This is a genomic window from Halarchaeum acidiphilum MH1-52-1 (genome assembly GCF_000474235.1).
In the GTDB taxonomy this organism is placed as follows: domain Archaea; phylum Halobacteriota; class Halobacteria; order Halobacteriales; family Halobacteriaceae; genus Halarchaeum; species Halarchaeum acidiphilum.
On sequence record NZ_BATA01000012.1, the window covers coordinates 21,647 to 46,881 of the forward strand.

The window sequence follows — 25,235 nt, forward strand, 5'->3', positions numbered from 1 at the left end:
CTACACCTTCTGCACGCCGAGACGCATCCGCACGCCCTCGACGTCGTCGTACTCCGCAACCGCCGTGTTCGCGTCCGCCGCGTCGACTTCCGCGAAGTCGCGAACGCGGACTTCCTCGCCGATGAGGTCCTCGCGTTCGCTGACGAGCTTCGCGACGCGGTCGTCGAAGACCACGACGTCGAGGCGGACCTCGGCCTCCATGTCGAGATCGAGGTCCTTGCGCAGCTCTTGGGCGCGGCGGACGATCTCGCGGGCGTACCCCTCGCCTTCGAGGTCGTCGTTCAATTCGGTGTCGACGTAGACGGTCCCCCCCTCGAAGGCGGCGGCGGCGACGTCGTCCGGGGTCTCCTCGCGGAACGCGACCATCTCGGGGGTGAGTTGCACCTCGCGGTCGAGGGCGTCGCGGACGGCGTCCTCCAGCAGATCGAGGTCGTCGTCGTCGACGCGCGCGGCGTTCAGCGCCTCCATGACCTCGCCGGCGTCGCCGCCGAAGGCGGGACCGAGCACGCTCATGTCGGCCTCGGCGCTGTACTCGACGTCACCGAAGGTCTCGTCGGGATCGAGGACGTCGATGCGGCGGGCGTTCAGGCGGTCGGCGAGCAGACCACGATAATCGTCCACCTGCTCGGCGACGCGCTCGTCGTCGGGGGAGACGACGACGCGCGCGACCGGCCAGCGGAGCTTGCGGCCGGCCTGCTGGCGCGCGTGGTTGCCCGCTTCTTCGAGGGAGCGCGCCGTGTCGATGGCGTCCTCCAAGGCGGGCTGGTGGAAGCGCTCCTCGACCGCGGGCCAATCGCACATGTGGACGGTCGGATGACCGTCGTCGCCCGTGAGGTAGCCGTACATCTCCTCGGTGACGAACGGCGCGTACGGCGCGAGGAGCGCGACGACCTCGCGGAGGACCCTGTGGAGCGTCGCGTACGCGGCCGTCTTGTTCTCGCCGATCTGTTCCGTCCACACGCGCTCGCGGATGAGCTGGACGTAGTAGCGCGAGAGGTCCTCGACGACGAACTCGCGGAGCGCTTGGAGGGCGCGGTGTTGCTCGCGGGCCTCCCAGTACTCGTTCGTGTCGTGCTTCAGCGTCTGGAGCGTCGAGAGGAGCCACTCGTCCTCGACGGCGAGATCGAGGTCGTCCACCGACTGCGCCGCGGGGTCGAAGTCGTCCGCACGCATGTACGGCAGCGGGAAGCGGAAGACGTTCCAGAGGACGTTGAGGTCGCGACCCATGTTGCCCATCTCGTCCCACGAGAAGCGCATGTCCTCGCCCTGCGGGTCCTGCCCGAGGAGGAACATCCGCATCGCGTCCGCACCGTGGCGCTCGATGGCCTCGTGGGGCTGGACGACGTTCCCGACGGACTTGCTCATCTTCCGGCCGTCCTCGTCGTTCGCGAAGCCGTGCATCAGCACCTCGTCGTAGGGCACCTCGCCCATCGCCGCGGTGCCCATCCCCAGCTGGGACCAGAACCACCCGCGCGTCTGGTCGTGGGCCTCCATGATGAGGTCCGCCGGCCACAGATCCTCGAAGTCGTCCTCCACCTCGGGGTAGTTCACGGTGCCCCACGACGCCACGGAACTATCGAGCCAGACGTCGAAGACGTCCGGGACGCGCTCGTACGTCACGCCGTCCTCGGTGATCGTGACGTCGTCCACCGCGGGCTTGTGGATGTCCATCTCCGGATCGAGGTCCTGATCGGCGCGCTCGACCAACTCCTCGCGCGTGCCGATGACGACGCGCTCGTCCGGGCGTGCGCCCTTCGTCCCCTCCTCGACCCAGATGGGGACCGGAATCCCCCAGTAGCGCTGCCGGGAGACGTTCCAGTCGGGCGCGCTCTCGATGAAGTCCCTAAAGCGGTTGTCTCGCGCCCACTGCGGGTGCCACTCCGAGTCCTCCATGTTCTCGATCAGCTCGTCTTTGACGTCGGTGATCGTGATGAACCACTGATCGGTCGCGATCTGGAGGATCGGCGTGTCACACCGCCAGCAGTGCCCGTAGGAGTGTGTGATCGTCCCGGAGGCGAGCAGGTGGCCCTTGCGCGCGAGGTCCTGCGTGATGGCCTCGTCGGCGTCCTTCACGAACTCGCCCGCGTACTTGCCCGCCTCCGCGGTGTAGACGCCGTCGCCGCCGACCGGACAGAAAACGGGGAGACCGAGTTCTTCGCCGCGCTCGAAGTCCACGTCACCGTGGCCGGGCGCGGAGTGGACGAGACCCGTGTCCGCGGCCTCGACGTAGTCCGCGTGGTAGACCTCGCCGACGCCGCGCGCGTCCGGGCGATCCGGCACCTCCTCGGCGAGCGGGTGCTCGTACTCCCAGCCGAGCATGTGCGAACCGGGGAAGGAATCGACGATCTCGTAGTCGTCGTAGCGTCCCTCCTTCAGGACGTCCTCGACGCAGGCCTCGGCGACGTAGAGGACGTCCTCCGCGACGACCTCGCCGCCCTCGCCCATCGCCGCGCCGCTGTCCGTCTTGACGGCGCGCACCTGCTGGTAGGTGATGTCCTCGCCCACCGCGACGAACTCGTTCGCGGGAATCGTCCACGGCGTCGTCGTGTAGATGACGAGACTTCCCTCGCGCTCTTCGAGGGGGAATTTCACGTGGACGGTCGGGTCCTCGACGTCCTCGTACTCGACCTCGTTGTTCGCGATGGCGGTCTCGCAGCGCGGACACTGGCTGATCGAGCGTTTGCCCTGCTCGACGAGGCCGCGCTCGGCCGCGCGGTTGAACCCCCACCACGCCGCCTCCATGTACGTCGGATCGACCGTCTTGTACGGCTCGTCCCAATCCATCCAGACGCCGAACGACTGGAAGTCCGACTGGAGACCCTCCAGTTGCTCGTCGGCGAACCGCTTGCACTCCTCGATGAAGGCCTCGACGCCGAACTCCTCGATGTCCTGCTTCGAGTCGAAGTCGAGTTTCTCCTCGACCTTCGTCTCGATCGGGAGACCGTGCATGTCGTAGCCCGGCCGGTCCGTCACGTCGTAGCCGTTCATCCGGTAGTAGCGGATGTAGGCGTCCTTCAGGGACTTGTTCCACGTCGTCCCCATGTGGGCCGCGCCGCTCGTGTAGGGCGGGCCGTCGACGAAGAAGAAGTCCTCGCCGTCCTCGCGGTGCGCCTTCGTCCGCTCGTAGGCGTCCACCTCGTCCCAGTGGTCGAACACCCGGTCCCGAACCGCCTCGGGATCGTACTGCTCCGGGGGCTCGGCGAATCGGTCCATGCCCCATCCCTCACTCTCCTCGGTGAAATGAGAATCGGTCCCGCGTCCGCGCCCGCGCGGTGCCGTCATCGTCGGCGAGTCCGGGACGCCCGGCGACGTCCGCCGCTCGCGCTCCCCGGCGTCACTCTCGCTGACCGAATGAGTTAGGGAGCGCCGCGCCGACCCACCGCGTATGAGCGACGACTGCATCTTCTGCTCGATCATCAGCGGCGACATCCCCGGCCGCGTCGTCGCCGAGACCGACGACGCGCTCGCGTTCCTCGACGCGAACCCGCTCGCGCCCGGTCACGCGCTCGTCGTGCCGAAGGCCCACACGGAACGACTCGCCGACCTCGGCGCCGATGAGTCGCGCGCCGTCTTCGACCTCGTCCACGACCTCGTCCCCGACGTCGAGGCCGCGGTGGACGCGGACGGCCTGAACGTCGGCATCAACGACGGCGAGGCCGCGGGACAGGAGGTCCCGCACGTCCACGTCCACCTCGTCCCCCGCTTCGAGAGCGACGGGGGTAGCCCGATTCACGCCGTGGCGGGCGAACGCCCCGACCTCGACGACGACGACCTCGACGACATCGCCGCGCGCATCGAGGGCTGATCCCGCGCCCTTCTGCCGCCGTCCGAACGACTAAGGCCGTCCCGGACACCCTTCCTCGTGACATGACCGTTCCATCCGTGACGCTCGAGAGCGGCGACGAACTCCCGACGGTCGGCGTCGGGACGTGGGACATCGGCGGGAAGACGGTGAAAGAGGCCGTACGCGCCGGTCTCGACGCCGGGTACACGCACGTCGACACCGCCGAGGGCTACCACAACGAGGCCGAGATCGGCGACGTCCTCGCCGACTACGAGCGCGACGACCTCTGGCTCACCTCGAAGGTCCTCCCGAAACACCTCACGTACGACGCCCTCATCGAGTCCTGCGAGGCGTCGCTCGATAAGCTGGGGACGGACCACCTCGACCTCTACCTCGTCCACTGGCCGAATCCCGCAGTTTCCATCCGCGAGACGATGAACGCGATGGCGACACTGAAGGAGCGCGGCCTCGTGAAGAACGTCGGCGTCTCGAACTTCAGCGCCTATCAGCTCTCCTGCGCGCAGCACGTCAGCGACGTCCCCATCGCCGTCAACCAGATCGAGTACCACCCGTGGTTCCAGCGCCCCGACCTCGTCGACTACTGCCGCGAGACGGACACGGTGCTCGAAGCCGCCGCACCGCTCGCGCGCACCGACGTCTTCGGGGACGAAGTCGTCCGAGAGCTCGCGGAGACGTACGACAAGTCGCCCGCGCAGATCGTGCTCAAGTGGGCCGTGGAGAACGACGTCGTCGTCCTCCCGAAATCCTCCTCGCCCGAGCACGTCGAGTCGAACCTCGAACTGTTCGACTGGGAACTCGACGCCGGCGATCACGCCCGCCTCGACGAACGCGACCGGAACCACCCGGTGTACGACACGCCCGCGAACGACTGGACGGGCGACGACTACGGGATCCACGAGTAGGGCGCCACCGCGCTTTTGTCCGGCCCGCACGCCGCTAGGCGTATGTCCGCACCGCGAACGCTCGCCGTCGTCGGCGCGGCCGGCGGCGTCGGCGCGACCCGTCTCTCCGTCGAGGCCGCCGCGCTCGTCGCCGCCACCGGCCACGACGCGCTCGTCCTCGACGCGAACTACGACACGCAGGGCCTCTCGACGTACGTCGACGCCCGTCTCGACCCGGACGCGACCGCGCTCGCCATCGATCCCGGAATCGCCGTCGGAGACGCCGCGTACGCGCTCGACGCGCCCGGCGACGGCGCGCTCGCACTCGCCCCATCGCACGCGCCGTTCGGCCGCGTGGCCGACGCGAAAGGCGCCGAGGCGGCCGAGCGACTCGCCGACCGCGTCGCCGATGCCGCCGACGCCTACGACTACGTGTTCCTCGACACGCCGCCGGTCGCGACGAACCCCGCCGTCGCTGCCGTCACCACCGCCGATCAGCTCGCGCTCGTCACGAGCGCCGACGAACGAGGCCGGGACGCCCTCTCGCGCGAGCGCGGCCGCCTCGCGGACGTCGGCGTTGACGCCGACCCGATCGTCGTCGCCAACTCGGCGGCGGCGGACGCGCTCGCCGACGCCCACGTCGCCGTTCCCGACTCCGCTCTCGGACCAGAGAGCGACGCACCGGCCGGCACGCCCGCCGATCCGGACGACTACACGCGTGCCGTCGCGTCGTTCGTCGAACGCGCCTTCGCCATCGACGACCTCGTTCCCGAGGACGCCGCAGGACTTCTCGCCACCCTCCGTCGTCGGCTCGCCTGATCACCGCAGTCCGTCGGGCGTGTCGACCGCCTCCGCGAGGGCGTCACGCTCGCGCGCGGCGATCGCGCGCGAATCCGGCTCGCGAGACGCCGCGACGACGGCTTTCGCGCCCTCGATCGGCGGGTGCGTCGCGCAGTACGCGCCGAGCGCGAACTCGGCATCGCTCGCGCCCGAGAGCGTGACCGCCTCGCTCCGCGCGAGTTCGCCGTCCAGCCAGTCCGCGACGACGTCGCGTGCGAGCGGCGACAGCGGATTGACGCCCGCGACGCCGAGGACGTGCAGGACCTTCGCGCCCGTCGTCGGTGCCACGCCCGCGGCGGCCGCGGCCGCGCCGACGCTCGTCCCCGCTCCGTACGCGTCGAGGAGCGCCGCCGCCACCGCGGCGGGGCACGGGAGGTCCTCCGCGTACGGCGCGAGCCGCTCCGCGAGCGGGACGTCCGTCGCGTCGACGGTCGCGACCCCGCGCTCGCGCTGCGGCGTCGTCACGGTCAACCCCGCGGCGATGTCCGAGAGACCCATCACCCGACTCTCGTCGGCTCGACTACATGAGCTTGCCGCTCGTCGGGCAGTAAAGCGCCGATATCGGCCGATTCCGAACGTACCGGTCACCGGTACGTTCCGCGGCCGTCGAGACCCTCAACTTCGTCGAACCGTCCGGCACTTAAGTACCGATCCGGCGCCAACGTCGACGTATGAGTCACGCGACGACGACCTGCCCCGAATGCGACGGCCACCTCGAACGCGACAGTCAGGAGACGATCTGTACGGAGTGCGGCCTCGTCGTCGGGACGCACCGCATCGACCGTGGTCCCGAGTGGCGATCGTTCGCGGACGACGATCGGAACCGCGAGCGCGTCGGCGCGCCGCTCACCCGATCGCGTCACGACCGCGGCCTCAGCACCGAAATCGGCTATTCATCGCGGCTCACGGGTCGGAAACGCCGCCAGTTCGCGCGCCTCCGCCGTCAGCACAGCCGCGCGAACGTCGCCTCGAAGGCCGAGCGGAACCAGATCTACGCGTTCACCGAGATCCGCCGCCTCGTGAGTTCGCTCTCGCTCACCTACGGCGTCCGCGATCAGGCCTGCACGCTCTTCGACTCCGCTCAGAGCGAGGGTCTCCTCCGCGGCCGCTCGCTCGAAGGGTTCGCCGCGGCCGCCGTCTACGCCGTCTGCCGGACGAACGGCGTCGCGCGCACCGTCGCGGAAATCGTCGCCGTCGCACGCGCCGACGAGAACGAACTCCACGCCGCCTACACCGCGATGAATCGCGAACTCGGACTCCCGACCGGCCCGATCGACGCCCGCGAGTACATCCCGCGCTTCGCCACCGAACTCGACCTCCCGCGCGCCGTCGAGCGCCGCGCGACCGCGATCGCCGCCGACGCCGCGAAGAGCGGATCCACCGGCGGCCGGAAACCCAGCGGCGTCGCCGCCGCCTGCCTCTACGCCGCCGCGAGCGAACTCGACCACGCGCTCACGCAGGCCGACGCCGCGGAGACCGCCGGCATCACGCCCGCCACTCTCCGCAACGCCTACTACGCGCTCGACTGACGCCGCGAAAAGCCCACCATTCCCCCCGTGTCAGTCTCTTTCTCCTCAGAGCCTGCACGCCCGCACCGCGTCGGCGAGCGCCGCGAATCCCGCGCTCGCCGCCGCGTCCGGGAACAGCGCGCTCGTCGGATAGCCCGTCCGCCGCGCGCGCCGCACGGCTTCGTCAGTCGGGATCGGGACGCCGGGCGCACCGAGCGTCCGTTCGACGCGCTCCGGCACCCGCTCCGCGCGGTTGTACGCGATCACCGCGAGTCCCGCGTCGAACGACCGCGCGAGCTCGCGCGCTCGGATCGCGTCCGCGAACGCCGGCCGCTCGGGCGCGGTGACGACGACGCAGGCGTCCGCGACGGCGAGCGGCACGCCGACGTCCGCGCGCATCCCCGCGGCGCAGTCCACGATCACGTCGCCGTACCGGCGGGCGACCACCGTCAGCACCTCGCCGAGGCGCCCGACGTCGCACGCCCGCGCTCCCGCGAGCGTGCGCCCGCACGGAAGGATCGACACCGCACCGCCCTCGCGGACGGCTTCGATCGGCCTCGCGCGCCCCGCGAGCACGTCGTGGAGGTCCGGCCCGCGCGCCGTCGGCAGGTCGGCCATCGAGAGGTCCGCATCGACGACGACGGCGTCGAGGTGCGCGCCGAGTTCCATCGCGACCGTCGACTTCCCGACTCCGCCCTTCCCGCCGACGACCGCGAGGATCACGCCCTCCCCGCGAGCGCCCCGATCCGCTCGCCGACCGCCGCGAGCGCGCGCCATTCGTCCTCGCTCGTCGCGCCCGCCTCGATGCGACCCTCGAGACCGTCCAGCCACGCCGTCACCGCGGGCGGGATCGGCGGCGCGTTCCCTCCCTCGTGTGGGACGCCGGCGGCGGGCGGTCGCGGGTCAGCGAGGTCGCGCACCGCGTCCGCGACCGTCGACGCGCTCGGACGCGCCCCGGGTTTTCCGTCCACGCTACGCGACACGGCTCGGCCGACGGCGCCCCGCCGCACGCGTAGCCCAGCGCGAGCGTTCCCCGCTTCGCCACGACGCCCTCGAACCCATCGACGTCCCAGCCGTCCGCGGCGACACCGTCAAGCCGCGGCGGGCGGACGACCCCGTCGAGTTCGTTCTCGATGCGGACGCGCCGGTCCGCGTCGCTCTCGTTCCGCACGATCGCCGTCACGAGCGTCACGCCGTCCCGTGCCGTCGCAGCGCTCTCGATACTGATCGACACGTCGCCCTCTCGTCCCCCGCTCCGCCTTAAACGCGCGCCGAGACGAGCACCACGGACGCGTCGAGACACGCGGCCGCTCGCGCGCGCCGCTCGAACGGCCCGCCGACGAGCACGAGCGGCGCCCGAGTGCGGGCCACGCGCGCGAGCGCGAGGACGTCGCACCACGGCCCACCCGGGACGGCACGGCGTGCACGCTCGTACGACGGCCGGATCGCCGCCGCGAGCGACGCGTCGCGCGCCCGCCGCAGTCGCCGCTCCTCGTCTTCGAGCCTGAGGCGTCGCTCCCGCTCGTCGCGGGTCGCGCGCGCCTCCCGTCGGAGCCGCCCGTACGTCTCCGCGGCCGCGATTCGGTCCGTCTCCACGTCCGCGAGCGCCGCCGCGGCCGATCGATGCGCCGCCCGAACCCCGTCATCGGCCGCATCCACCTCTCTGAACGCCGCGACCATCCCGCCGAGGCGCTCGACGCGCTCGCGGCGCGCCGCCACCTCCTCGTCCAGCGCGGCGATCCGCTCCCGAACGTCGCGAAGCCCCCGGACGTCCGGAACCGGCCCCGCGAGCGCCGCCCGGACATCGTCGAGCGCGCTCATCTCCGGCACCTCGTACCCTCGCGATCGCGCGGCCGCGACCAGCGCGGTCGTCCCGACCGCTCGGGGACCGTCCAGTAGACCGACGTGTTCGTGCATCGCCGTCGGCGTCGGACACCGGATCCACCCCTCGGGATCGCGGATCGCGGCGAGCGCTTCGGTCGCCGTGACGTCGGTCTCGCGCAGGTCGAGCGCGCTCGTCCGCACCGTCTCCCCGCTGACCCCGTCGACGCGCGCCAGCATCAGTCCGCGAGTCGCGTCTCGCGCATCGCCTCCGGATCAGGATACGCCGTCCCCGCGGCGAACTTCGCGTACGACGTGCTCGGCGACTCGCGCGCCTCGTACGCCGCCGCGGCCGCCCGGACGTGCTCGGGCACGTCGCGGTACTCGTTCAGCGGTTCGGTGCGCGCCACCTCGACGCCGGTGCCGAAGCGCTCGCGCAGCCGGCACGCGAGGAACGCCGCGTACTCCGTCTCCCGGAGGAGGACCGCCCGGCCGAAGCGCCGGACGACCGTCTCCGGGTGCGTCGAACAGCTATTCCGGAGGGCCTGCCGCGCGGCCCGCGAATACGCGACGATCAGTAACACCCCGGTAAGGTGGCGATCAGCGGATAAAACGCCGCCGGTCGAACACTACGCGAGACGCGACACCGAGACCCTGACGTCGGTCTCGTCGACGAGCGCTGCGACCCGCTCGCGTGCCTCGCGCTCGCTCGCCGCGAGCACCACCAGTCCCTCGACGGCCGGGTCGCCCGATGCTCGCCACGCCGTGAGGGCGCCGTCGTAGTCGGTCGCGTACGTCCGCAGGATCGCGCACACCCGCTCCTCGGCGCTCGCGAGATCCGTCTCCCCCGCTTCGAGCGCCGCCAAGGCCTCCTCGACGTTCCGGAGCGCGCTGATGCGATCCATCCGCTACGTCGTCCGCAGGTGCCCGTTCGAGGCTCGTAGACCTCGCCCTGTTTCTTCAGCTTCTCGATCTCGTGTTCGGCCTTCGCGCGATCCATCCCGACCTCCTCGGCGCGCGCCATCACCTCCTCGACGGGCGCGCCCTCCTCGAAGTCGTCCTCGATGTCCTCGATGAGCGCCCGCAGGTTCTTGATGCGATCGCGCTGGCTCTTCGACGTCCCCGTCTCGACGACGTCCGCGTCGAACTCACCCGTCTCGGGATCGACGCCGATCGCCTCCAGACACGAGCGTACGATGGCGATGACGCGCTCCGCGTCCCTCTCCTCGACCGTATCGGAGAGCCGAACGCGCGCGGAGGCCTCCGCGAGCCGCACGAGCGCTTCGAGCTTCCGCGCCGTCACCGGCACCGGCGCGTCCTCGTCCGCCCCCTCCGCACGCAAGTCGACGTAGAAGTCCTCGATGGCCGCGCGCGCCTCGTCGCTCATCGCCGGGTAGACGTTCCGCCGAGCGTACGCGATGTACTTCCGCAGGAGTTCGGCGTCGATCTCGGGTGCGACCTCGTCGGTCTGTGCGGCCACCTCGTCTTCCGTGTAGTTCGCCGACGCGAGGTGCTCGCGCTGCGTGTGGAGTTCGCCCGCGTAGTTCGTCTGGAGGATGTGCTCGGCGAGTCGCGCGTCCTCCTCCGGGTCCGGCTGGTCCGTGACGGTGAAGATCAGGTCGAAGCGCGAGACCAGCGCCGGCTCCAAGTCGATCTGCTCGCCGATCGGCTCGTACTGGTCGAAGCGCCCGTACTTCGGGTTCGCGGCGCCGAGCAACGAACACCGAGATTTGAGGGTGGCGTTAATTCCCGCCTTACTGATGCTAATGGATTGCTGCTCTAGTGCTTCATGCATGGCCGAGCGATCGTCCGCGGCCATCTTGTCGAGTTCGTCGACAGCCGCGATCCCCTGATCGGCGAGGACGAGCGCGCCCGCCTCGAGGGTCCACTGCTGGCCGTCGCCGAAGTCGTCGCGAACCGCGGCGGCGGTGTTGTGCGTGACGACGCCGTTCCCGACGAAGTTGTGGGTCTCGGGGACAGTGAGATCGAACACCTCCTTCTCGCCGGTGTCGACCGCGGCGACGACCTCGTCCCAGCGGAGGTCGGCGTCGACGGCCTCCTCGACGAGCGGCTCCGCGCTACCGAGGTCGAGATCGTCCAGCATCGCTCGCGCCCGACCGCGTCCGGGGTTATCGCCCCGAGTGACGTTCGTGTAGTAGTCGCCGCTCGGCCCGTCGACCGTCGCGAGCGCCGACCCGACCGGGATCGTCTCCTCACGTCGCGTCGCGTCGCCGACGATCGCGTCGAGCGCGGCCCGCTTCGCCGCCGACTCGAAGCCGATCGCGTCGGCGTACCGCTCGATGTCCGCGCCGTAGAGTTCGACGAAGTGCTGGACGTGCTTCGACTCGATCACCTGCCCGTCCGCGAGCTCGGTCGTCCCGCGGCGATCGCGTTCGCGCGTCCGAGCGCGGACGCCGTACGTCTCCAAGATCGCCTGCAGCTGTTCTGCGAGGCGTTCGCTGATCGTGGAGAGGAGTACGCTCGACCCGCCATCCGAACGCTGCGATACCGCCCCGTCCGCGTCCATCAGACCGCGGACGAACGCGTCGGCGTGCTCGGCGGTCGTGAACCGTGGGTCGAGCGCGAGGTCCGGCTTGGGAGTACGCATGCCGACGTTCGAGAAGAGCCGGGCGATCGTCGCGTTATTCACTCGAATACAGGGGACGCGATCGTCTTGCCGTTCGATCTCGACGTGCTTGTCGAACTTCTCCGCGAAGAGCTCCCGTGCGCGTTCGAGCAGCGCCTCGTCGCCGTTCGAGATCCGGACGAGCCCGCGGTTCTCGTCGCGCCGATCGAGCGCGATGTCGCCGTCGCCGAAGACGAGTCCGATGAGGTACATGAGGTCCTCGTCGAACGTGTCCGGGATCCGAACGCTGTCGCCGTGCCGTAGCATCGTCCGCTCGTAGCTCACGTCGTCCCGGCTCGCGCCGATAGCGTCGAGGATGACGTCGAGTTCCTCCTGCGGGACGTGACGGTTGCGCAGCGAGTCGTAGACGAAGTCCTCGGAAAGCCCGAGTTCCGCCGCCGCGTCGCGGAGCGTTCCGAACCGCTCGACGAGCGCGTCCCGGACGAACGCGATCGAGTCGTCGTCGAGTTTCACCTTCTCCGCGGTGAGTTCGAGGAAGTCGCGCACGCGGAGTTCCGACCGCTCGACGTCGTCGTAGCGCGGCACCGCGACGTGGTCGCCCGCCTCGACGTCGGAGATCGACGTCCACTCGATCCCCGACTCGCCGCACGTCAGCACGGGCGTGTTCACCGACGCTTCGAGTTCCTTCCCGTGCGCCGTCTCGATGCGCCGGCACGCCTTCTCCGGCATCCGCCAGAGATGCGATGTCGAACGCGTGTCGACCGTGCCCTCGTCGCGGTCGAACGTGTAGAGATCGACGGCGTCCGTGACCGCCGTCTCCTCGTCGACCGGGTCCGGAAGTCGCTCCGAGACGACGTCGCGGATCTCCCGGAATCCCTCCGTCGTGTGAACGAGCGTGTCACCCGTCACGCAAAGCCCCGCCGAACTGCTCCCCTTCCCGGACGTGTACACCGAGCGTGGCGCGATGTTCTGGACGTACGAGAGGAGTTGAGAGTTGTGCGAGACGACGCCGTTCGAGAGGTACGTGTGCGTCCCCTCGACTTCGAGGTCGTACACCCACTCCTCGGCGGGTTCGACGCGCTCGATGGAGGCGATCCGATCCCACGAGACATCGTTCTCGGCGAGCGATCGGAGGCGTTCGACGTCTTCGGCCGCTCCGAGCGCGTCCCCGATGCGTTCGACGAGCCCGCTCTGTGCCGCCGACACTTTCCCGCCGTCGGGGACGATGTCGTTTCGCTCGTAGTAGCTCACGGCGGTCTGTTCGACGCCCATCCCGTCCGCGAGCGCCGCCTGTGAGACGTTCAGCTCCCGCCGGATCGCTGTGACATCGCTCCACTCTCCGGTTTCGAGTCGTCGCCGCGTCTCGCGGAGCCACGCGAGGCGTGTTTCGAACGCGTCGACGACCGCCTGAAGGCTCTCTCTGCTCGGGTTCCGGTCGCCGCGCTCGTAGTGCTGATACGTCGAACGCGTCAGCCCGCACTCGGACTGCGAGAGTTGGAGGGTCTCCCGGACCCGCCGGAGTTCGTCGCCCACTTCGGGGACGACATCGACGTTCGTGTTCGACGGCTGCTCGTCGACGCGTGCGACGCCGCCGTCTTCCGGTCGGTGACGAACCCGACGGCGTCGACGTAGCGCCGGAAGCTGTCACCGCCGATCCGTAGCCGATAGCTCCCGTTGTGTCGCTCCTCGACGCTGCTGGTGACGTCGAACGCGAGCAGGAGCGTTCGGACGTCTTCGAGGAGGTCCCGGCTCGTCGAGGCGACCGTGATCGACCGCTGCGTCGTCGAGACGTGTCCCTCCGCGTCGACGTACGCGCGGAGGAACGCGCGCTTCGTCTCCAGCGTCGCGCGCTCGATTGCGTCCGGGACGCGTTGGTCCGCGGAGCGTTCGAGGATGGCGGGTTCGAGGGCTTCGAGGAAGCTCGCGAACTCGCCCGAATTACAGCGCACCGTCTTCGCGGACTTCCCCCCCCGAGGTTCGTCGACGCTGTAGTTGAGGCCGAGCGCGCCGAGCGCGTCCGTGACGTCGTCGACGATTTCGGCGTCGTTGTTCGTCACGCGGACGTCCGCCGTGTGGTCGTCGCGGAGGACGACGTGTCCTTCGGCGACGACGTAGGCGACGAGTCGCGCGAGCGATGGCGTCCACTCGCTCGGGAGGTCGAGGTGGACCGCGTTCGGCGCTCTCGACTCCCGGTACTCGACGTCGAGCGCATCGTCTCCGTCCGTCCGGAGCGTCCGCGGCGTCGCGACGAACGCGCCTTCCGTGAGACCGTCGGCCCGTCGCGCCTCGATTCGACCGCCCGACTGCACGAACAACGGGTGCGACGGCGTCACGTCGAGTTCGCGCCCGCTCGACGTGCGGACGCGACACATCTCCTCGGGAGCCTCGCGCTTCCACACCTTCGTCGCCCGCCGCTCGGCGAGCGTCCCGTCGGCCTCCATCGACGGGAGCGGGATGTCGACGTCGTCCCAGACACCGTCGTCGACCGGCTTCGGGTCGTCGAGGTTCTCCTCGGCGATCTCCCGTATCGGCCGCTCCGTTCCGTCGTCGAGCGTGACGCGGGTGTCGCCGTCGAGGCATTTCCCCGTTCCGGGGTCCCCGATGAGGAGCATGTGGAGGTCGCCGCGGATCCGCGAGCCGTCCGGGAGGTGTTTCGTGACACCCGAGAAGAGCTGCAGGAGCATCGCCAGTTTCGCCTGCCGGTGGCCGTAGATGGAGGGCGCGACGGAGTCGACCATGTCCTCGTAGATCTCGGGGCGCTGGGAGATCTCGACGATGGTCTCCTTGTCCTCGCTCGTGATCTCCATGTCCTCGAACTGCTCGTCCTCGATCTCGACGTGGTTGCCCTCCATGTAGACGTCGAAGACCGGACTCTCGTTCGACTCGCTCTGATCCAGTCGCAGCGACCCCGTCGCGGTCACGTGATCGCCCGGCGTCACGCGCCCCGTGAGGTCGTCCTCGACGTGGACGTCGATGTTCTCGGGGGTCTCGCCGCCCGCGAGGCCCTCCGGGTTCTCCTGAATGCGGAGCTTCTGCGAGTCGACGAACTCCGACTTCTCCGGGTCGAGCTTGAACGGTCCCTGTCGCTCGCAGGACTCGCACTGGTACGGCTCCTGAAAGCCCGAATCGGACTGTGGCACCTGCGTCTCGTAGTTGCAGCGCTGACAGACGAACACCGCCTGCTCGATCTTCGGGCGGACCTCCGTGGCCTTCCGGATGATGCCCTGCACGGCGACGAAGGTGTTGAGGTGCTCGGAGCGCAGCGCGCGGATCTCCGTCGCCTCCGCGATCCCGCGCACGCGGACGTGCGCCTGTCCGAGCGAGACGTCGATCGGGAGGTCGTAGCGCCGCAGGGCCTCCTCGGCGGCCTCCTGATACCGGTCGGGATACCGGAGGTAGTCGTCCGCGAGGTCCGCGTCGAACTGGTAGAGGTCGCCCCAGTCGACGCGCAGGCTCTTCTGATCGCGCGGGTAGTTCCGTGCGAGGTCGCCGACCTCGTCCGAGTAGTAGCGGCGGAGAAACGTCTCGAAGCGGTCGACGAGTTCCTGATCCGTAGCCTGAGCCATTCGCTCACGTAGGTAACGCGCGACGCCGTAAGAAGTTTGGCAAAGGGTGGTGAAACTGAACGGACAGACGCACGAGGAGACCGGCGTCCGCGTTCACGCACCGGGCTCGCGCCGCTCAGTCGTGATCGACGGTGGTGTTCCGCAGCAGGCCGCCGCACTCGGGACACTCCTCGGTCGGTTCGACTCCCTCGACGCTGGTTCCACAGTCTCGACACACGAACAGGGTCGACTCGGACGGCCGTCGGTCGGTCCCAACCATGCCTGATAATAACTCACGCACACGGAAGAACGTGATGGCGGACCGTCGCGTTCACGCGGGCGGCCAGCGCCGATCGAGGGTGTAGTCGGCGGCGCGATGGGTTCGCTTGTCGTCGTTTCGCGTCGGCTCGACGCGGAGGCTAATGGACTCATCGTACGCGTCGCGCTCGATCAAGTACGTCTCCTCGGTGTCTCGACACCGGACGAGAACGAGATCGACGTCGTCGCGTCCGGGTGCGTGAGTCGAACCGGTGTCGAAGCGGACGCGGCCGCCGCTCACACTTCCCGGTCGAATGCTCGTCCGATAGAGCGTCTCGTCCGCATCCCGGACTACGACGTCATACGGTGCGTCGCCCCCGCGTGCACCGAGGACGTCGATTCCCCGCTCGCGGAGGTCAGCGATGACGGCGTCGCGCCAGCCAGTCGTAGCGGGTTCGGGCGGCCACCGCTCATCGAAGTCGTAGTCGTCGGCCCAGTTGATCGTCCGATGGTCCTGCGTCGCGTCCGCGACGCGGAGGCTCATCTGACTCCCGACTTCCGACTCGGGAACGAGGTAGAGGCCCCCCACCTCGTCGCAGTGAATGACGAAGTAGTCGACGTCGCCGTCGTACTCTTGATACGTGTGCCCGCTCGCGTTCGTGTGCTGTGACTTCCCGTTGAACAGTACCTTCCCGTCGCGGTAGCGTCCCGTCTTCACCTGTAATTTCCAGATCCCGCCACTGTCGTCCTCCGCGAGCAGGTCGTAGCGCTCGTTGTCCCCGAACGGGACCGAGACGGGGATGTCGCGGCGCTTCAGCTCCGCGATCACGATGGCCTCCGTGAGATCGCCCTGTCGGTGTGGGTCCATGCAATACTGTCACCCCACTATACGATAAAGATACCGAGTATTCGGTATCTAATCGTTCAAGGACATGACCATGCTTCGGTTCGTATGGCGAAATCACGCGCGCTCATCACCGACACCGAACGCGAACGGCTGTCCGGCAACGCCGACGTGGACGACCACAAGCGCTATCAGGCCGTCTCGCGCGTCCGACGTCGCATTCAGAACGAACTACCCGAGGATGTCGCGCTCCTCGCCGAACACCGACCGGATCTGCTCGAAGAACTCCGCGACGTCGTCTGCGAGGAGTGAAAGTGGGACCGCCGTGATTCGAACACGGGTGACGGCCACCCAAGGGCCGAAGGATGCCAAGCTACCCCACGGTCCCGCACCGACAGGTAGCCATCGCGCGGCGGTAAGTGTTACGTTGTTCGCCCCTACTCCTCTTCGCCTAGCAGTTCGATCTCGGCGGCGATCCGGTAGGGGTCCATCTCCTTGCGGACGCCGTCGAGCATCTCGAACGCCTCGTCGGGGTTGAGGAAGTGCGTCGTGACGGCGCGCCCGAGGTCGGTCGGTTCGAGGCCGTCGATGAAGCCGTATTCGAGGAGTTTGCCGACGGCGTGTTTCGTGGGGACGTCGCCGACCATGCGCTCGCTGAGGCGTTTCGCGGCGCTCCCGCCGACGACGACGTTCGCGAGCACCTCCTCGATCGCGGCGTTCTGGTCGTAGCGCATCACGACGTCCTCCATCTCGCCCTTGAGGAGCTTGAACGCGACCTCGTCCTCGCTCATCTCCATGGAGTTGTGGTAGACGGCGTCGGGTTCGACGAGCATGTACACCGTCCCGCGGTCGTGGTAGTCGGGGCGGCCCGCGCGGCCGAGCATCTGCTCGAACTCCTGTACCGTGAGCCACTCGATCCCCATCGCGAGCGTGTCGAAGACGACTTGACTCGCGGGGAAGTCGACGCCGGCGGCGAGCGCGGCGGTGGTGACGACGGCGGCGAGATCCTGATTCCCGAACTGGCGCTCGACCTGCTTGCGCTTGCCGTAGTCGAGACCGGCGTGGTACGCGGCGGCGGGATAGTCGAGCTTGCGCGCGATCTCGTGACAGCGTCGCCGAGAGTTGGTGAAGACGATCGTCTGGCCGCGATACCCCTTCGAGGACTCCTTGTCGTACTCGCGGCGGACGAGCTTGTTCGTGATGTCGGGTTTCTCTTGGCCGTCCGCGAAGGTGACGTGGCGCTCGATGGGGACCGGACGCTCCTCGAACTCGACGAGGTTCGCGCGGAGTTGTTTCGCGAGACCGCCGGGATTGCCGACGGTCGCGGAGAGGTAGATCCACTGCGCGCCCGCGTAATCGTCTCGGGACTGCTCGCGCTGCTCGCAGTAGTGCTTCAGGCGGGTGATGAGACCGTCGAGTCGGTGGCCGCGGCCGTCCTCTTGGAGGGTGTGGACCTCGTCGATGACGACGGTGCCGACGTCCCCGAGGTCGCGCCCGGTTCGGAGCGCGTGATCGATCCCCTCGTAGGTGCCGACGATAACGTCCGCGTTCGGGTCGAACGCCTGTCCGTCGTCGCGGATGCGCGAGGACCCCACTCTGATGGAGACGTCGACGAGGTCGCCGTACTCGTCCTCGAAGTCCTCGTGCTTCTGGTTCGCGAGCGCGACGAGCGGCACGAGGAAGAGCATCTTCCCGTTGCCGCTGAGCGCGCGATGCAGGCCCGCCATCTCGCCGATGAGCGTCTTCCCGGTCGCCGTCGCGGAGACGACGAGCTGGTCCTCACCCTCGGTGAGACCGTTCTCGACGCTCAGGCTCTGGACGGGGAGCAAGGACTCGAAGCGATCCTCTAAGAGGCCCTGCACGCCGGGATGGAGGTCGAGGTCCGAGACCGGGTAGGGGTCGATGTCGTCCGTGTTCGCGGACACCTCGTCGAACTTCGTGAGGTCCGGGTCGAGTTGCCCCTCGAGGAGGCCGACGATCCGGTCGAGGTCGCCGACGTCGAGGAGGAGTTCTTCGAGACGGTCCTCGGCGGCGCCCGTGAGGTCGCCCTTGAAGGCGAGTTCGCGTTCGAGCTCGCGGATCGCGCAGTCCTGACAGATCCGCTCGCCGTCGGCCTCGACGGACGTCTCGTCGGTGATCGGCGAGTACCGGCCGTTTCCCGCGCAGTAGCGACACGTCCGGACGACTTTCGCCTTCTCCGCGAGCTGATAGCCGTCGAGGAGGTCGCGGATCTCGCGGCGACCGTCGCGCGGAGTCTGTTCGGAGACGCGGATGCGATCGGCGCGACGCGCGATTTCGACGAACTGATCCGGCGACCGGGGATCCTCGCCGTTCGCCGTCTTCAGCCGGAACTTGCCGGGTCGTGGGCCGGCGTCCGTCTCCTTCGTCGTCAGGCGCGCTCGGAACAGCCGCTCGCCGTCGCGACGGGCGACGACCGCGTAGTCGTCGCCGACCTCGTGCAGGAAGAGCGTATCCACCCGTTGGACCTGCTTCGACACGCATCGATATACGGTTGCGGGCTATTTGAGGGGTTCGCTCCCGCGTGCTCGCGGTGGTCGTCCGCACCGTCCCGTCCCTCTCCGGCGTTCGACCGGCCACCGACGTTTAAGCCGTCGTCGTTCGAACCCATCCGTATGCGGAGTTACACGGTCGGACGCGTGTTCGGCATCCCAATCAAGCTCGACGTCACCTTCCTGCTCATCCTCCCGGTGTTCGCCGCGCTGATCGGTTGGCAGACCGAGCAGTGGGTGGACACCCTCAACGCGACGTGGAACCTCGGTCTCCCCGTCGGGACGCTCTCGCAGGGGCTCACTCCGTGGCTGCTGGGGATCGCCGCCGCCGTCGGTCTCTTCGTCTGCGTCCTCCTCCACGAACTCGGCCACAGCGTCGTCTCGATGCACTACGGCTACCCCATCGAGTCCATCACGCTCTGGCTGCTCGGCGGCGTCGCCAACCTCGAAGACCAGCCCGAAGACTGGAAACAGGAGTTCACCATCGCCATCGCCGGTCCCGTCGTCAGCGTCGTGCTCGGCGTCGTCTCCTACGCCGCGCTCGGCGTCGTCCGCGGGAGTCCCGTCGTCGCCTTCGTCGTCGGCTACCTCGCGATGGCGAACGTCGTCCTCGCCGTCTTCAACCTCCTGCCCGGCTTCCCGATGGACGGCGGGCGCGTCCTCCGCGCGATCCTCGCGCGCAAGCGCACCTTCGCCCGCGCCACCCAGCTCGCCGCCGAAGTCGGGAAGGTCGTCGCCGTGATCCTCGGCATCATCGGTCTCTTCGGCAACCTCATCCTCGTCGCCATCGCCTTCTTCATCTACATCGGCGCGTCCTCCGAGAGCCAACGCACCGTGATGAACGCCGCCTTCGAGGGCGTCACCGTCCGCGACGTCATGACGCCCGCGAGCGACGTCAAGCGCGTCAACCCGGACGACACCCTCAGCCAGCTCACCGAGCGGATGTTCGAGGAGCGACACACCGGCTATCCCGTCATGGAGGACGGCCGCGTCGTCGGCGTCGTCACCCTCGAAGACGCCCGCGACGTCCAGCCCGTCGAGCGCGACGCCTACACCGTCGCCGACGTGATGAGCACGGACGTCGAGACGATCGGTTCCGACGCCGAAGCCATGGACGCCCTCGAACGCATCCAGCAGAGCGGCATCGGCCGGCTGATCGTCGTCGACGACGACGGCGGCCTCGTCGGCCTCCTCAGCCGCACCGACCTCGTCACCGCGTTCAACATCATCCAGAGCGCGGGCCGCGGCACGCAGACGCCCGCGCCGGCCGCGAACGACCACGGTGAGGACGGCCACAGCCGCGCGTCCTAAGGGCCGCATCGGCGTGCATCCCGGACGCGACGCCCGCGATTGCCGTCGGGCACACGCGGTACTCGAGGCTGATCACTCGAAAAGCGGGAAACAGGTGCGAGAATCGAACGCCAGCCGGACGTGCTCGCGTCGCTACGCGAGCCTCTCGTCGTTCGATTTCGCGCTGGACGTCACGCTCCTCGTTCGGTTCGTCGAGAGAAGGTCCAGGTGCGAGAATTGAACCCGCGTCTCAGCCTCCACAAGGCTGAAGGATAGTCCACTACCCCAACCCGGACACTGCACTCCTCCGTAGCGTCCTGCCGTTAATAGGCGTTACGAAAACGCCGACGCGACGCGACACGCTTTTCGACGGCGCGCCCCAAGAGATCGGTAGTGGCCGTCACGGACAAGATCTACATCAAGAACCACCGCCAGCTCGTCAGTCAACTGGACGCGAACTTCCCGAAGGGCGCGTTCAGCGGCGCGACGCTCGACGTGCTCTTCGGTGGCGGGAACCTCGATGAGCTGAACGACGCGACGGCCGATCGCGTCCTCGAGTTCTCGAAGGACTTCCTCGACTGCGACTGTCAGGCCAACCCCTACTGCGGGCACCCGGAGCGGAAGTTCATCGCGTACCTCCTCGACTTGCGCGCGCAGGGTCTCGACCCGGAGGCGATGGTGGACGTGATGACGGACGACTACATGGTGTACGCGTACCCCGGCGACATCTACGGCTTCCTCGACGACGCCGTCCGAACGCTGGAGGCGACCGAGGACCTCGCGAACGTCGACGGGCGCCCGGCGGAGGCTCGTCGCGCGGCGAACGCGCGAAACGAGATCGAGGGGCGCTGACCGATCGGCGCGTTCGGCGTCGCCGTTCCGCGCGTTCGCGCGTCTCCGGGCGGCGTCGATGGCCGGTGCTTTTTGCCCTGCGGCCCCGAAGGCGCATCAATGGAGGACGTCGAGGCGCACCGGCGCGCGGTCGAGGACCGCCTGCGCGAGGTGTTGGAGGCAGTCGAGCCGCCGGAACTCCGCGAGGAGGTGGAGGCGGCGGCGCTCGCGGGGGGGAAGCGCGTCCGGCCGACGCTCGCGATGCTGTGCTGTGAGGCCGTGGGCGGCGAGGCGTCGGACGCGCTCGACTACGCCGTCGGCGTCGAACTCGTCCACAACGCCTCGCTCGTCGTGGACGACATAATCGACCGTTCGGACCTCCGGCGCGGCGAGCCATCGGCGTGGGCGGCGTACGGGCACGGGCCGGCCATCGTCGCGTCCGATGGGTTGCTCGGCGAGGCGTTCGCGCTCTTCAGCGACGACGCGCGCGCCTCGAGACGGCCGCGGATTCGCTCGTCGAACTCGGGCAGGGCGAGGCGACCGAACTCGTCGATCAACCCTCGAACGAGTCCGAGTACATGGAGCTCGCGCGCCGAAAGACCGGCGCGCTCTTTCGCGCCGCCGCGGAACTCGGCGCGATCGCGGCGGACGCCGACACCGACACGGTGGACGCCTTCGGGGAGTACGCGGAGCGCGTCGGCGTCGCGTTCCAACTCCGCGACGACGTCCTCGACGTGACGGCGGAGACGGGCGAACTCGGGAAGCCCGCGGGGACGGACGAGGAGATGGATCGCCCCTCGGTGTTGCGCGTGACCGACCGCTCCGTCGAGGGGGTGAACGCGCTCGCGGACGCCGAGTCCGAGGCGGCGGTCGCGGCGCTAGAGGACGCAACGGTCGAGGCGGGGGCCGCCCGCGAATACATGGAGCGGCTGGCGGCGTTCGTCGTCGAGCGCGAGCGCTGAGCGCCTCACGTCGGCCGCCCGTCACACCGCTCGTATGTCCCGCTCCTCGATGACGGCGAACGCCAGCGTGCTGAGGACGCTCATGAGCGTGCCGGCGGTGAGGACGGCGGCGAGCGTCGGGAGCGTGACCGTTCGGAGGAAGAAGCCGCTGAGCGCGTAGAGGACGGCGGCGATCGCGAGCACGTAGAAGGGGGCGTTCAGGTACTGCCACTTGAAGTGATCGTGGAGGTACTCGTCGGTGATCTGTCCGATGCTCGACGTGAGACCGGCGGCGGCGAACCACGTCGCGGCACCGTTGACGAGCGCGGCGATGACTGACGTGACCGGGAGCGGGCCGGCCGTGACCTGCTGGTACTCGTGGAGGCGATCGATCCCTTCGACGCCGCCGATGACGAGCAGGGCGGCGGCGACGACGTACGTGATGAGCGTGACTCGGCCCGTGTAGAGGCTGTCGCGCGCTCGCTCCACGAAGTCGTCGACGACGTCCGCGAGACCGAGACCGCGAAAGAGCGTGTAGAGTCCGAGCGCTCCCGAGGCGATGCCGAGGACGGCGCCCGGAAGTCCGAGGAACGACGCGAGCACCGCGAGCGGATAGATGAGGAGGAGGACGCCGAGTGGGACGAGTATCGTCCCGCGGGTCTCGGGATCGTTCAGCACCTGCTTAATCGTGTAGTACATCGATTCGAGGTCCTGTGCCTGCCGGACGACGACGCGGCGGACGCCGTCGATGCGGGCGCGCGAGCGGATGACGGGGAGGACGGACTCGTCCTGTGCACCGTCGGTGACGATGACGGTGCGGACCTCCTCGCCCGTCTGGAGTCCGGCGAGCACCTCGTCGACCTCCGTGCCGACCGCGCGGTTCGCCTGCACGTCGCTCCCGTCGACGCCGGTGACGGCCGCGACTTCGACGCGCTCCTCGCTCGCGAGGTCGTCGTGGAGGTGGACGCCCTCGAAGAGGACGTTCACGTCGCTGTCCTCCGGATCGGCGGTGGCGAGCGCGACCGCGGCGTCCTCAACGGCGTCGCGGCCGACGACGGGCGTATCCAACCCCGTCTTCCGACCGAGATCGTCGTCCAGATCGACGCAGAGGACCAGCAGCATTCGACCGCCCGTACGCCGTCGATCGTTAAGGAGGTTCGGGAGTCGACGGTCGCGGGACGAGTGCGCGTCGCACGCGCCAGACCCGTGCGGTTTTTGAGTGCTCAGGCGCTACACCGGAGATACGCAATGATTTCGAAGGGCTGCGAGCAGTGCGCGCAGGGGGGCAAGATGGTCCTCTTCGTCTACGGGTATTGCGATCAGCGCGACTGTTTCTACTGCCCGCTGGGCGAGAACCGGAAGAACGTCACGCAGGTCTACGCGAACGAGCGGCCCGTCGAGGGCGACGCGGACGTGATCGCCGAGGCGAAGAAGATGGACGCCCTCGGCACCTCGATCACCGGTGGCGAGCCGCAGGAGGCCTTAGATCGGACGTGTCGCTACCTCCGCCTCCTCAAAGAGGAGTTCGGCGAGGACCACCACACGCACCTCTACACGGGCATCACGGGCGGTCGCGAGAACATGCGACGACTCTCGGAGGCCGGTCTCGACGAGATTCGCTTCCACCCGCCCTACGAGCTGTGGGGCGATCTTCACGGAACGGAGTGGGAGGAGATCCTCTACGTCGCCCGCGAGGAGGGTCTCACGCCCGCTTTCGAGATCCCCGGCATCCGCGCGGAGCGGGAGTTCCTCGACTTCCTCGACGAGGGCGCCGCCGACTTCTGCAACGTCAACGAGTTCGAGATGAGCGACGGCAACTACGAGCGGATGCAGGAGGCCGGCTACGAGCTTCAGGACGGCCACATGAGCGCCGTCGAGGGATCGAAGGACGCGATTCTGGAGGAGATGGCGAGCCACGAGAAGGTCTACTTCTGCACGAGCGTCTTCAAGGACGCCGCCCAGCATCGCAGTCGCCTCAAGCGCATGGCGGAGAACGTCCAGCGCGACTTCGACGAGGTGACCGACGACGGCACGCTCGTCTACGGGAAGACGTACACGTCCCCCTCCCACTTCGCCGACCTCGGCGTCCCCGACGAGTTCTACACCGCGAAGACGAACCACATCGAGGTCGCGTGGTGGCTCCTCGAGGAGATGATCGAGGACGGCGACGTCGAGGACGGGGAGATCGTCGAGCAGTACCCGACGTACGACGGACAGGTCGTCGAGCGGACGCCCCTAGCGTAGGTCGCGAGCGGAGCGAGCCCCCTTTTTGGTCGAGACCCGATCGTTCACTCGGCGAGGTCTGCGGGCGGCCCGCCCGGTAGCCCGTCGCGGCCGTGGGGCGCGAAGAAGTCCGGATCGGGACCGACGGGGACGATCGCGTTCGGGTTGACGTCCGGATGGCTCCGGTAGTAGTGGTTCTTCACGTGGTCCATGTGCATCGTGTCCGCGACGCCGGGGAGTTGGCAGAGCTCGCGGAGGTAGCCCCAGAGGTGCTCGTAGTCCACGATCCGCTTCGCGTTGCACTTGAAGTGGGTGTGGTACACCTCGTCGAAGCGGTAGAGCGTCGTGAACATCGCGACGTCGGCGAGGGTGAGTCGGTCGCCGGCGAGGTAGCGCTGGTCGGCGAGCACGGCGTCCCAGCGATCGAGCGCGTCGAAGAGGTCGGCGACGGCCTCGTCGTAGGCGTCCTGCGACGTTGCGAAGCCCGCGCGGTAGACGCCGTTGTTGATCGGCGTGTAGATCGCGTCGGTGACGTCGTCGATCTCCTCGCGGTAGCCTCGGGGTAGAGGGTGACGTCGTTCTCGGCGATCGCGTCGGAATCGCTCCGTGATCCCGACGCGACCGTGTCGCCGCTTCGCTCCGCTCCGGTCCCGTCGAACGCGGTGTCGAGCATCCGCATGATCTCCTCGGACTCGTTGTTCACGATGGTCTCCTCTTGTTTGTCCCAGAGGACGGGCACCGTGACGCGGCCCGTGTAGTTCTCGTCGGCCTCGGCGTAGATCTCGCGGAGGTAGTCGTGGCCGTACTGGCTCTCCGCGGTGCATCCCCTCTTTTCGGGCGCGAACTCCCACCCCTCGTTCTTCCGGACGGGATCGACGACGTCGACGCTGATGGCGTCCTCCAAGCCCTTCACGGCGCGCGTGAAGAGCGTGCGATGCGCCCACGGGCAGGCGTAGGAGACGTAGAGGTGATAGCGGCCCGCCTCTGGTTCGGGACCGTCGGTCACGACGTCGTCGGGACCGCGGCGCGACCCCGCGATCCAGTCCCGGAACGACGTCGTGTCGCGCTGGAACTCCCCCGTCTCGCCACTCTGTATCTGCTCGACGTCGTAGCGCCACTCCCCGTCGACCATGCGAGCCATACGCGCGGCTAGGCGTGCGCGGAGCAAAAGCGCGGGGGCCTCGGCGGCGCTCGTGGCTGCGGTGGCGTGAGGCGGGCTGAGGCGGTCGCGGAGCGGTGGCTGTCGCGCCGGCGGTCGTAGTGGCAGTTGCGGTGTAGCTGTGGCGTGGCAGTTGCGGTGTAGCTGTGGCGGTCGCGGAGCGGTGGCTGTCGCGTGGCAGTTGCGGTGTAG

At 68.8% G+C, this 25,235-nt stretch carries 20 protein-coding genes, 2 tRNA genes and 3 pseudogenes; 9 read left to right on the forward strand and 16 right to left on the reverse strand.

What is annotated here, in order from left to right; all coding sequences use genetic code 11:
• A complete protein-coding gene (gene ileS / locus AOZ13_RS03625; RefSeq protein ID WP_049933799.1) occupies nt 1-3,213 on the reverse strand; it encodes an isoleucine--tRNA ligase in 3,213 nt (1,070 codons plus the stop codon).
• 172 nt (nt 3,214-3,385) lie between these two features.
• On the opposite strand from ileS, the gene AOZ13_RS03630 reads away from it, so the two are divergent.
• The 3 genes from AOZ13_RS03630 (at nt 3,386) to AOZ13_RS03640 (ending at nt 5,505) form a co-directional block, all read left to right on the forward strand.
• Nucleotides 3,386-3,805 (forward strand): HIT family protein, encoded by a 420-nt coding sequence (locus AOZ13_RS03630; protein WP_020222300.1) that lies wholly within the window; start codon nt 3,386-3,388, stop codon nt 3,803-3,805.
• Nucleotides 3,806-3,867: 62 nt separating this feature from the next.
• Nucleotides 3,868-4,707: an aldo/keto reductase gene (locus AOZ13_RS03635; protein WP_020222299.1), complete on the forward strand. Its 840-nt coding sequence runs from the start codon at nt 3,868-3,870 to the stop codon at nt 4,705-4,707.
• A gap of 42 nt (nt 4,708-4,749) precedes the next feature.
• On the forward strand, nt 4,750-5,505 hold the full coding sequence (locus AOZ13_RS03640; RefSeq protein WP_021779850.1) for an AAA family ATPase: 756 nt from the start codon (nt 4,750-4,752) through the stop codon (nt 5,503-5,505).
• Here the strand turns inward: AOZ13_RS03640 and AOZ13_RS03645 are convergent, their stop codons facing one another.
• Nucleotides 5,506-6,024, reverse strand: a complete 519-nt coding sequence (locus AOZ13_RS03645; RefSeq protein ID WP_021779851.1) for a DUF7858 family protein — start codon at nt 6,022-6,024, stop codon at nt 5,506-5,508. It lies immediately after the preceding gene.
• Between the two features lie 173 nt (nt 6,025-6,197).
• Between AOZ13_RS03645 and AOZ13_RS03650 the strand changes: the two genes are divergently transcribed.
• The gene (locus AOZ13_RS03650) at nt 6,198-7,055 is read left to right on the forward strand and encodes a transcription initiation factor IIB (protein ID WP_021779852.1); all 858 of its coding nucleotides are present in this window, start codon (nt 6,198-6,200) and stop codon (nt 7,053-7,055) included.
• Nucleotides 7,056-7,100: 45 nt separating this feature from the next.
• On the opposite strand, the gene AOZ13_RS03655 is transcribed toward AOZ13_RS03650, so the two are convergent.
• The 9 genes and pseudogenes from AOZ13_RS03655 to AOZ13_RS03685 form a co-directional block, all read right to left on the reverse strand.
• Nucleotides 7,101-7,757, reverse strand: coding sequence for a MinD/ParA family ATP-binding protein (locus AOZ13_RS03655; protein WP_021779853.1), 657 nt, complete (start codon nt 7,755-7,757; stop codon nt 7,101-7,103).
• A complete protein-coding gene (locus AOZ13_RS13810; RefSeq protein ID WP_148294557.1) occupies nt 7,754-8,005 on the reverse strand; it encodes a hypothetical protein in 252 nt (83 codons plus the stop codon). Before AOZ13_RS13810 ends, AOZ13_RS03655 begins: the two co-directional genes overlap by 4 nt.
• Nucleotides 8,006-8,043: 38 nt before the next feature.
• Nucleotides 8,044-8,337 (reverse strand): annotated as a pseudogene (locus tag AOZ13_RS15855) (DUF7857 domain-containing protein); the annotation flags it as partial.
• Nucleotides 8,295-9,095, reverse strand: coding sequence for a DUF7856 family protein (locus AOZ13_RS03665; RefSeq protein WP_021779856.1), 801 nt, complete (start codon nt 9,093-9,095; stop codon nt 8,295-8,297). The pseudogene AOZ13_RS15855 and the gene AOZ13_RS03665, both read right to left, overlap by 43 nt.
• Nucleotides 9,095-9,439, reverse strand: coding sequence for a DUF7855 family protein (locus tag AOZ13_RS03670; protein WP_020220723.1), 345 nt, complete (start codon nt 9,437-9,439; stop codon nt 9,095-9,097). Before AOZ13_RS03670 ends, AOZ13_RS03665 begins: the two co-directional genes overlap by 1 nt.
• Nucleotides 9,430-12,975, reverse strand: a complete 3,546-nt coding sequence (locus AOZ13_RS14790; RefSeq protein ID WP_234402823.1) for an LAGLIDADG family homing endonuclease — start codon at nt 12,973-12,975, stop codon at nt 9,430-9,432. Before AOZ13_RS14790 ends, AOZ13_RS03670 begins: the two co-directional genes overlap by 10 nt.
• Complete coding sequence (locus AOZ13_RS14795; protein ID WP_021779858.1) at nt 12,912-15,008, reverse strand: LAGLIDADG family homing endonuclease; 2,097 nt, start codon at nt 15,006-15,008, stop codon at nt 12,912-12,914. Before AOZ13_RS14795 ends, AOZ13_RS14790 begins: the two co-directional genes overlap by 64 nt.
• 115 nt (nt 15,009-15,123) lie before the next feature.
• On the reverse strand, nt 15,124-15,267 hold the full coding sequence (locus tag AOZ13_RS13820) for a rubrerythrin-like domain-containing protein (protein WP_020220726.1): 144 nt from the start codon (nt 15,265-15,267) through the stop codon (nt 15,124-15,126).
• A 51-nt stretch (nt 15,268-15,318) separates the two neighbouring features.
• Complete coding sequence (locus AOZ13_RS03685) at nt 15,319-16,113, reverse strand: group I intron-associated PD-(D/E)XK endonuclease (RefSeq protein WP_020220727.1); 795 nt, start codon at nt 16,111-16,113, stop codon at nt 15,319-15,321.
• An 84-nt stretch (nt 16,114-16,197) separates the two neighbouring features.
• Here AOZ13_RS03685 and AOZ13_RS03690 point away from each other — a divergent pair, with 84 nt between their 5' ends.
• Nucleotides 16,198-16,401, forward strand: coding sequence for a hypothetical protein (locus tag AOZ13_RS03690; RefSeq protein WP_020220728.1), 204 nt, complete (start codon nt 16,198-16,200; stop codon nt 16,399-16,401).
• 3 nt (nt 16,402-16,404) lie between these two features.
• Here the strand turns inward: AOZ13_RS03690 and AOZ13_RS03695 are convergent.
• A tRNA-Pro gene (locus AOZ13_RS03695) sits at nt 16,405-16,477 on the reverse strand.
• Nucleotides 16,478-16,526: 49 nt separating this feature from the next.
• Nucleotides 16,527-18,587, reverse strand: a complete 2,061-nt coding sequence (locus AOZ13_RS03700) for a DEAD/DEAH box helicase (RefSeq protein ID WP_044957077.1) — start codon at nt 18,585-18,587, stop codon at nt 16,527-16,529.
• A gap of 135 nt (nt 18,588-18,722) precedes the next feature.
• On the opposite strand from AOZ13_RS03700, the gene AOZ13_RS03705 reads away from it, so the two are divergent.
• Nucleotides 18,723-19,910, forward strand: coding sequence for a CBS domain-containing protein (locus tag AOZ13_RS03705; protein WP_020220730.1), 1,188 nt, complete (start codon nt 18,723-18,725; stop codon nt 19,908-19,910).
• A 201-nt stretch (nt 19,911-20,111) separates the two neighbouring features.
• Here AOZ13_RS03705 and AOZ13_RS03710 read toward each other — a convergent pair.
• Nucleotides 20,112-20,184: transfer RNA gene (locus AOZ13_RS03710), tRNA-His, on the reverse strand.
• Between the two features lie 98 nt (nt 20,185-20,282).
• Here AOZ13_RS03710 and AOZ13_RS03715 point away from each other — a divergent pair.
• Nucleotides 20,283-20,741, forward strand: a complete 459-nt coding sequence (locus AOZ13_RS03715; protein ID WP_020220731.1) for a DUF5814 domain-containing protein — start codon at nt 20,283-20,285, stop codon at nt 20,739-20,741.
• A gap of 99 nt (nt 20,742-20,840) precedes the next feature.
• Nucleotides 20,841-21,682 (forward strand): annotated as a pseudogene (locus tag AOZ13_RS03720) (polyprenyl synthetase family protein).
• Nucleotides 21,683-21,703: 21 nt separating this feature from the next.
• On the opposite strand, the gene AOZ13_RS03725 reads toward AOZ13_RS03720, so the two are convergent.
• A complete protein-coding gene (locus tag AOZ13_RS03725) occupies nt 21,704-22,783 on the reverse strand; it encodes a DUF373 family protein (RefSeq protein WP_020220733.1) in 1,080 nt (359 codons plus the stop codon).
• 126 nt (nt 22,784-22,909) lie between these two features.
• Between AOZ13_RS03725 and AOZ13_RS03730 the strand changes: the two genes are divergently transcribed.
• Nucleotides 22,910-23,905, forward strand: a complete 996-nt coding sequence (locus AOZ13_RS03730; protein WP_020220734.1) for a radical SAM protein — start codon at nt 22,910-22,912, stop codon at nt 23,903-23,905.
• A gap of 44 nt (nt 23,906-23,949) precedes the next feature.
• On the opposite strand, the pseudogene AOZ13_RS03735 reads toward AOZ13_RS03730, so the two are convergent.
• Nucleotides 23,950-25,025, reverse strand: a pseudogene (locus AOZ13_RS03735) (glutathione S-transferase family protein).
• Between the last annotated feature and the right edge of the window lie 210 nt (nt 25,026-25,235).

Coding starts and splice junctions, on each gene's coding strand:
- AOZ13_RS03665 (WP_021779856.1), bottom strand. CDS start 9,095: ATGCTGGCGCGCGTCGACGGGGTCAGCGGGGAGACGGTGCGGACGAGC.
- AOZ13_RS03725 (WP_020220733.1), bottom strand. CDS start 22,783: ATGCTGCTGGTCCTCTGCGTCGATCTGGACGACGATCTCGGTCGGAAG.
- AOZ13_RS14795 (WP_021779858.1), bottom strand. CDS start 15,008: ATGGCTCAGGCTACGGATCAGGAACTCGTCGACCGCTTCGAGACGTTT.
- ileS (WP_049933799.1), bottom strand. CDS start 3,213: ATGGACCGATTCGCCGAGCCCCCGGAGCAGTACGATCCCGAGGCGGTT.
- AOZ13_RS13820 (WP_020220726.1), bottom strand. CDS start 15,267: ATGGTTGGGACCGACCGACGGCCGTCCGAGTCGACCCTGTTCGTGTGT.
- AOZ13_RS03640 (WP_021779850.1), top strand. CDS start 4,750: ATGTCCGCACCGCGAACGCTCGCCGTCGTCGGCGCGGCCGGCGGCGTC.
- AOZ13_RS03730 (WP_020220734.1), top strand. CDS start 22,910: ATGATTTCGAAGGGCTGCGAGCAGTGCGCGCAGGGGGGCAAGATGGTC.
- AOZ13_RS03650 (WP_021779852.1), top strand. CDS start 6,198: ATGAGTCACGCGACGACGACCTGCCCCGAATGCGACGGCCACCTCGAA.
- AOZ13_RS03705 (WP_020220730.1), top strand. CDS start 18,723: ATGCGGAGTTACACGGTCGGACGCGTGTTCGGCATCCCAATCAAGCTC.
- AOZ13_RS03635 (WP_020222299.1), top strand. CDS start 3,868: ATGACCGTTCCATCCGTGACGCTCGAGAGCGGCGACGAACTCCCGACG.
- AOZ13_RS03645 (WP_021779851.1), bottom strand. CDS start 6,024: ATGGGTCTCTCGGACATCGCCGCGGGGTTGACCGTGACGACGCCGCAG.
- AOZ13_RS03685 (WP_020220727.1), bottom strand. CDS start 16,113: ATGGACCCACACCGACAGGGCGATCTCACGGAGGCCATCGTGATCGCG.
- AOZ13_RS03690 (WP_020220728.1), top strand. CDS start 16,198: ATGGCGAAATCACGCGCGCTCATCACCGACACCGAACGCGAACGGCTG.
- AOZ13_RS03630 (WP_020222300.1), top strand. CDS start 3,386: ATGAGCGACGACTGCATCTTCTGCTCGATCATCAGCGGCGACATCCCC.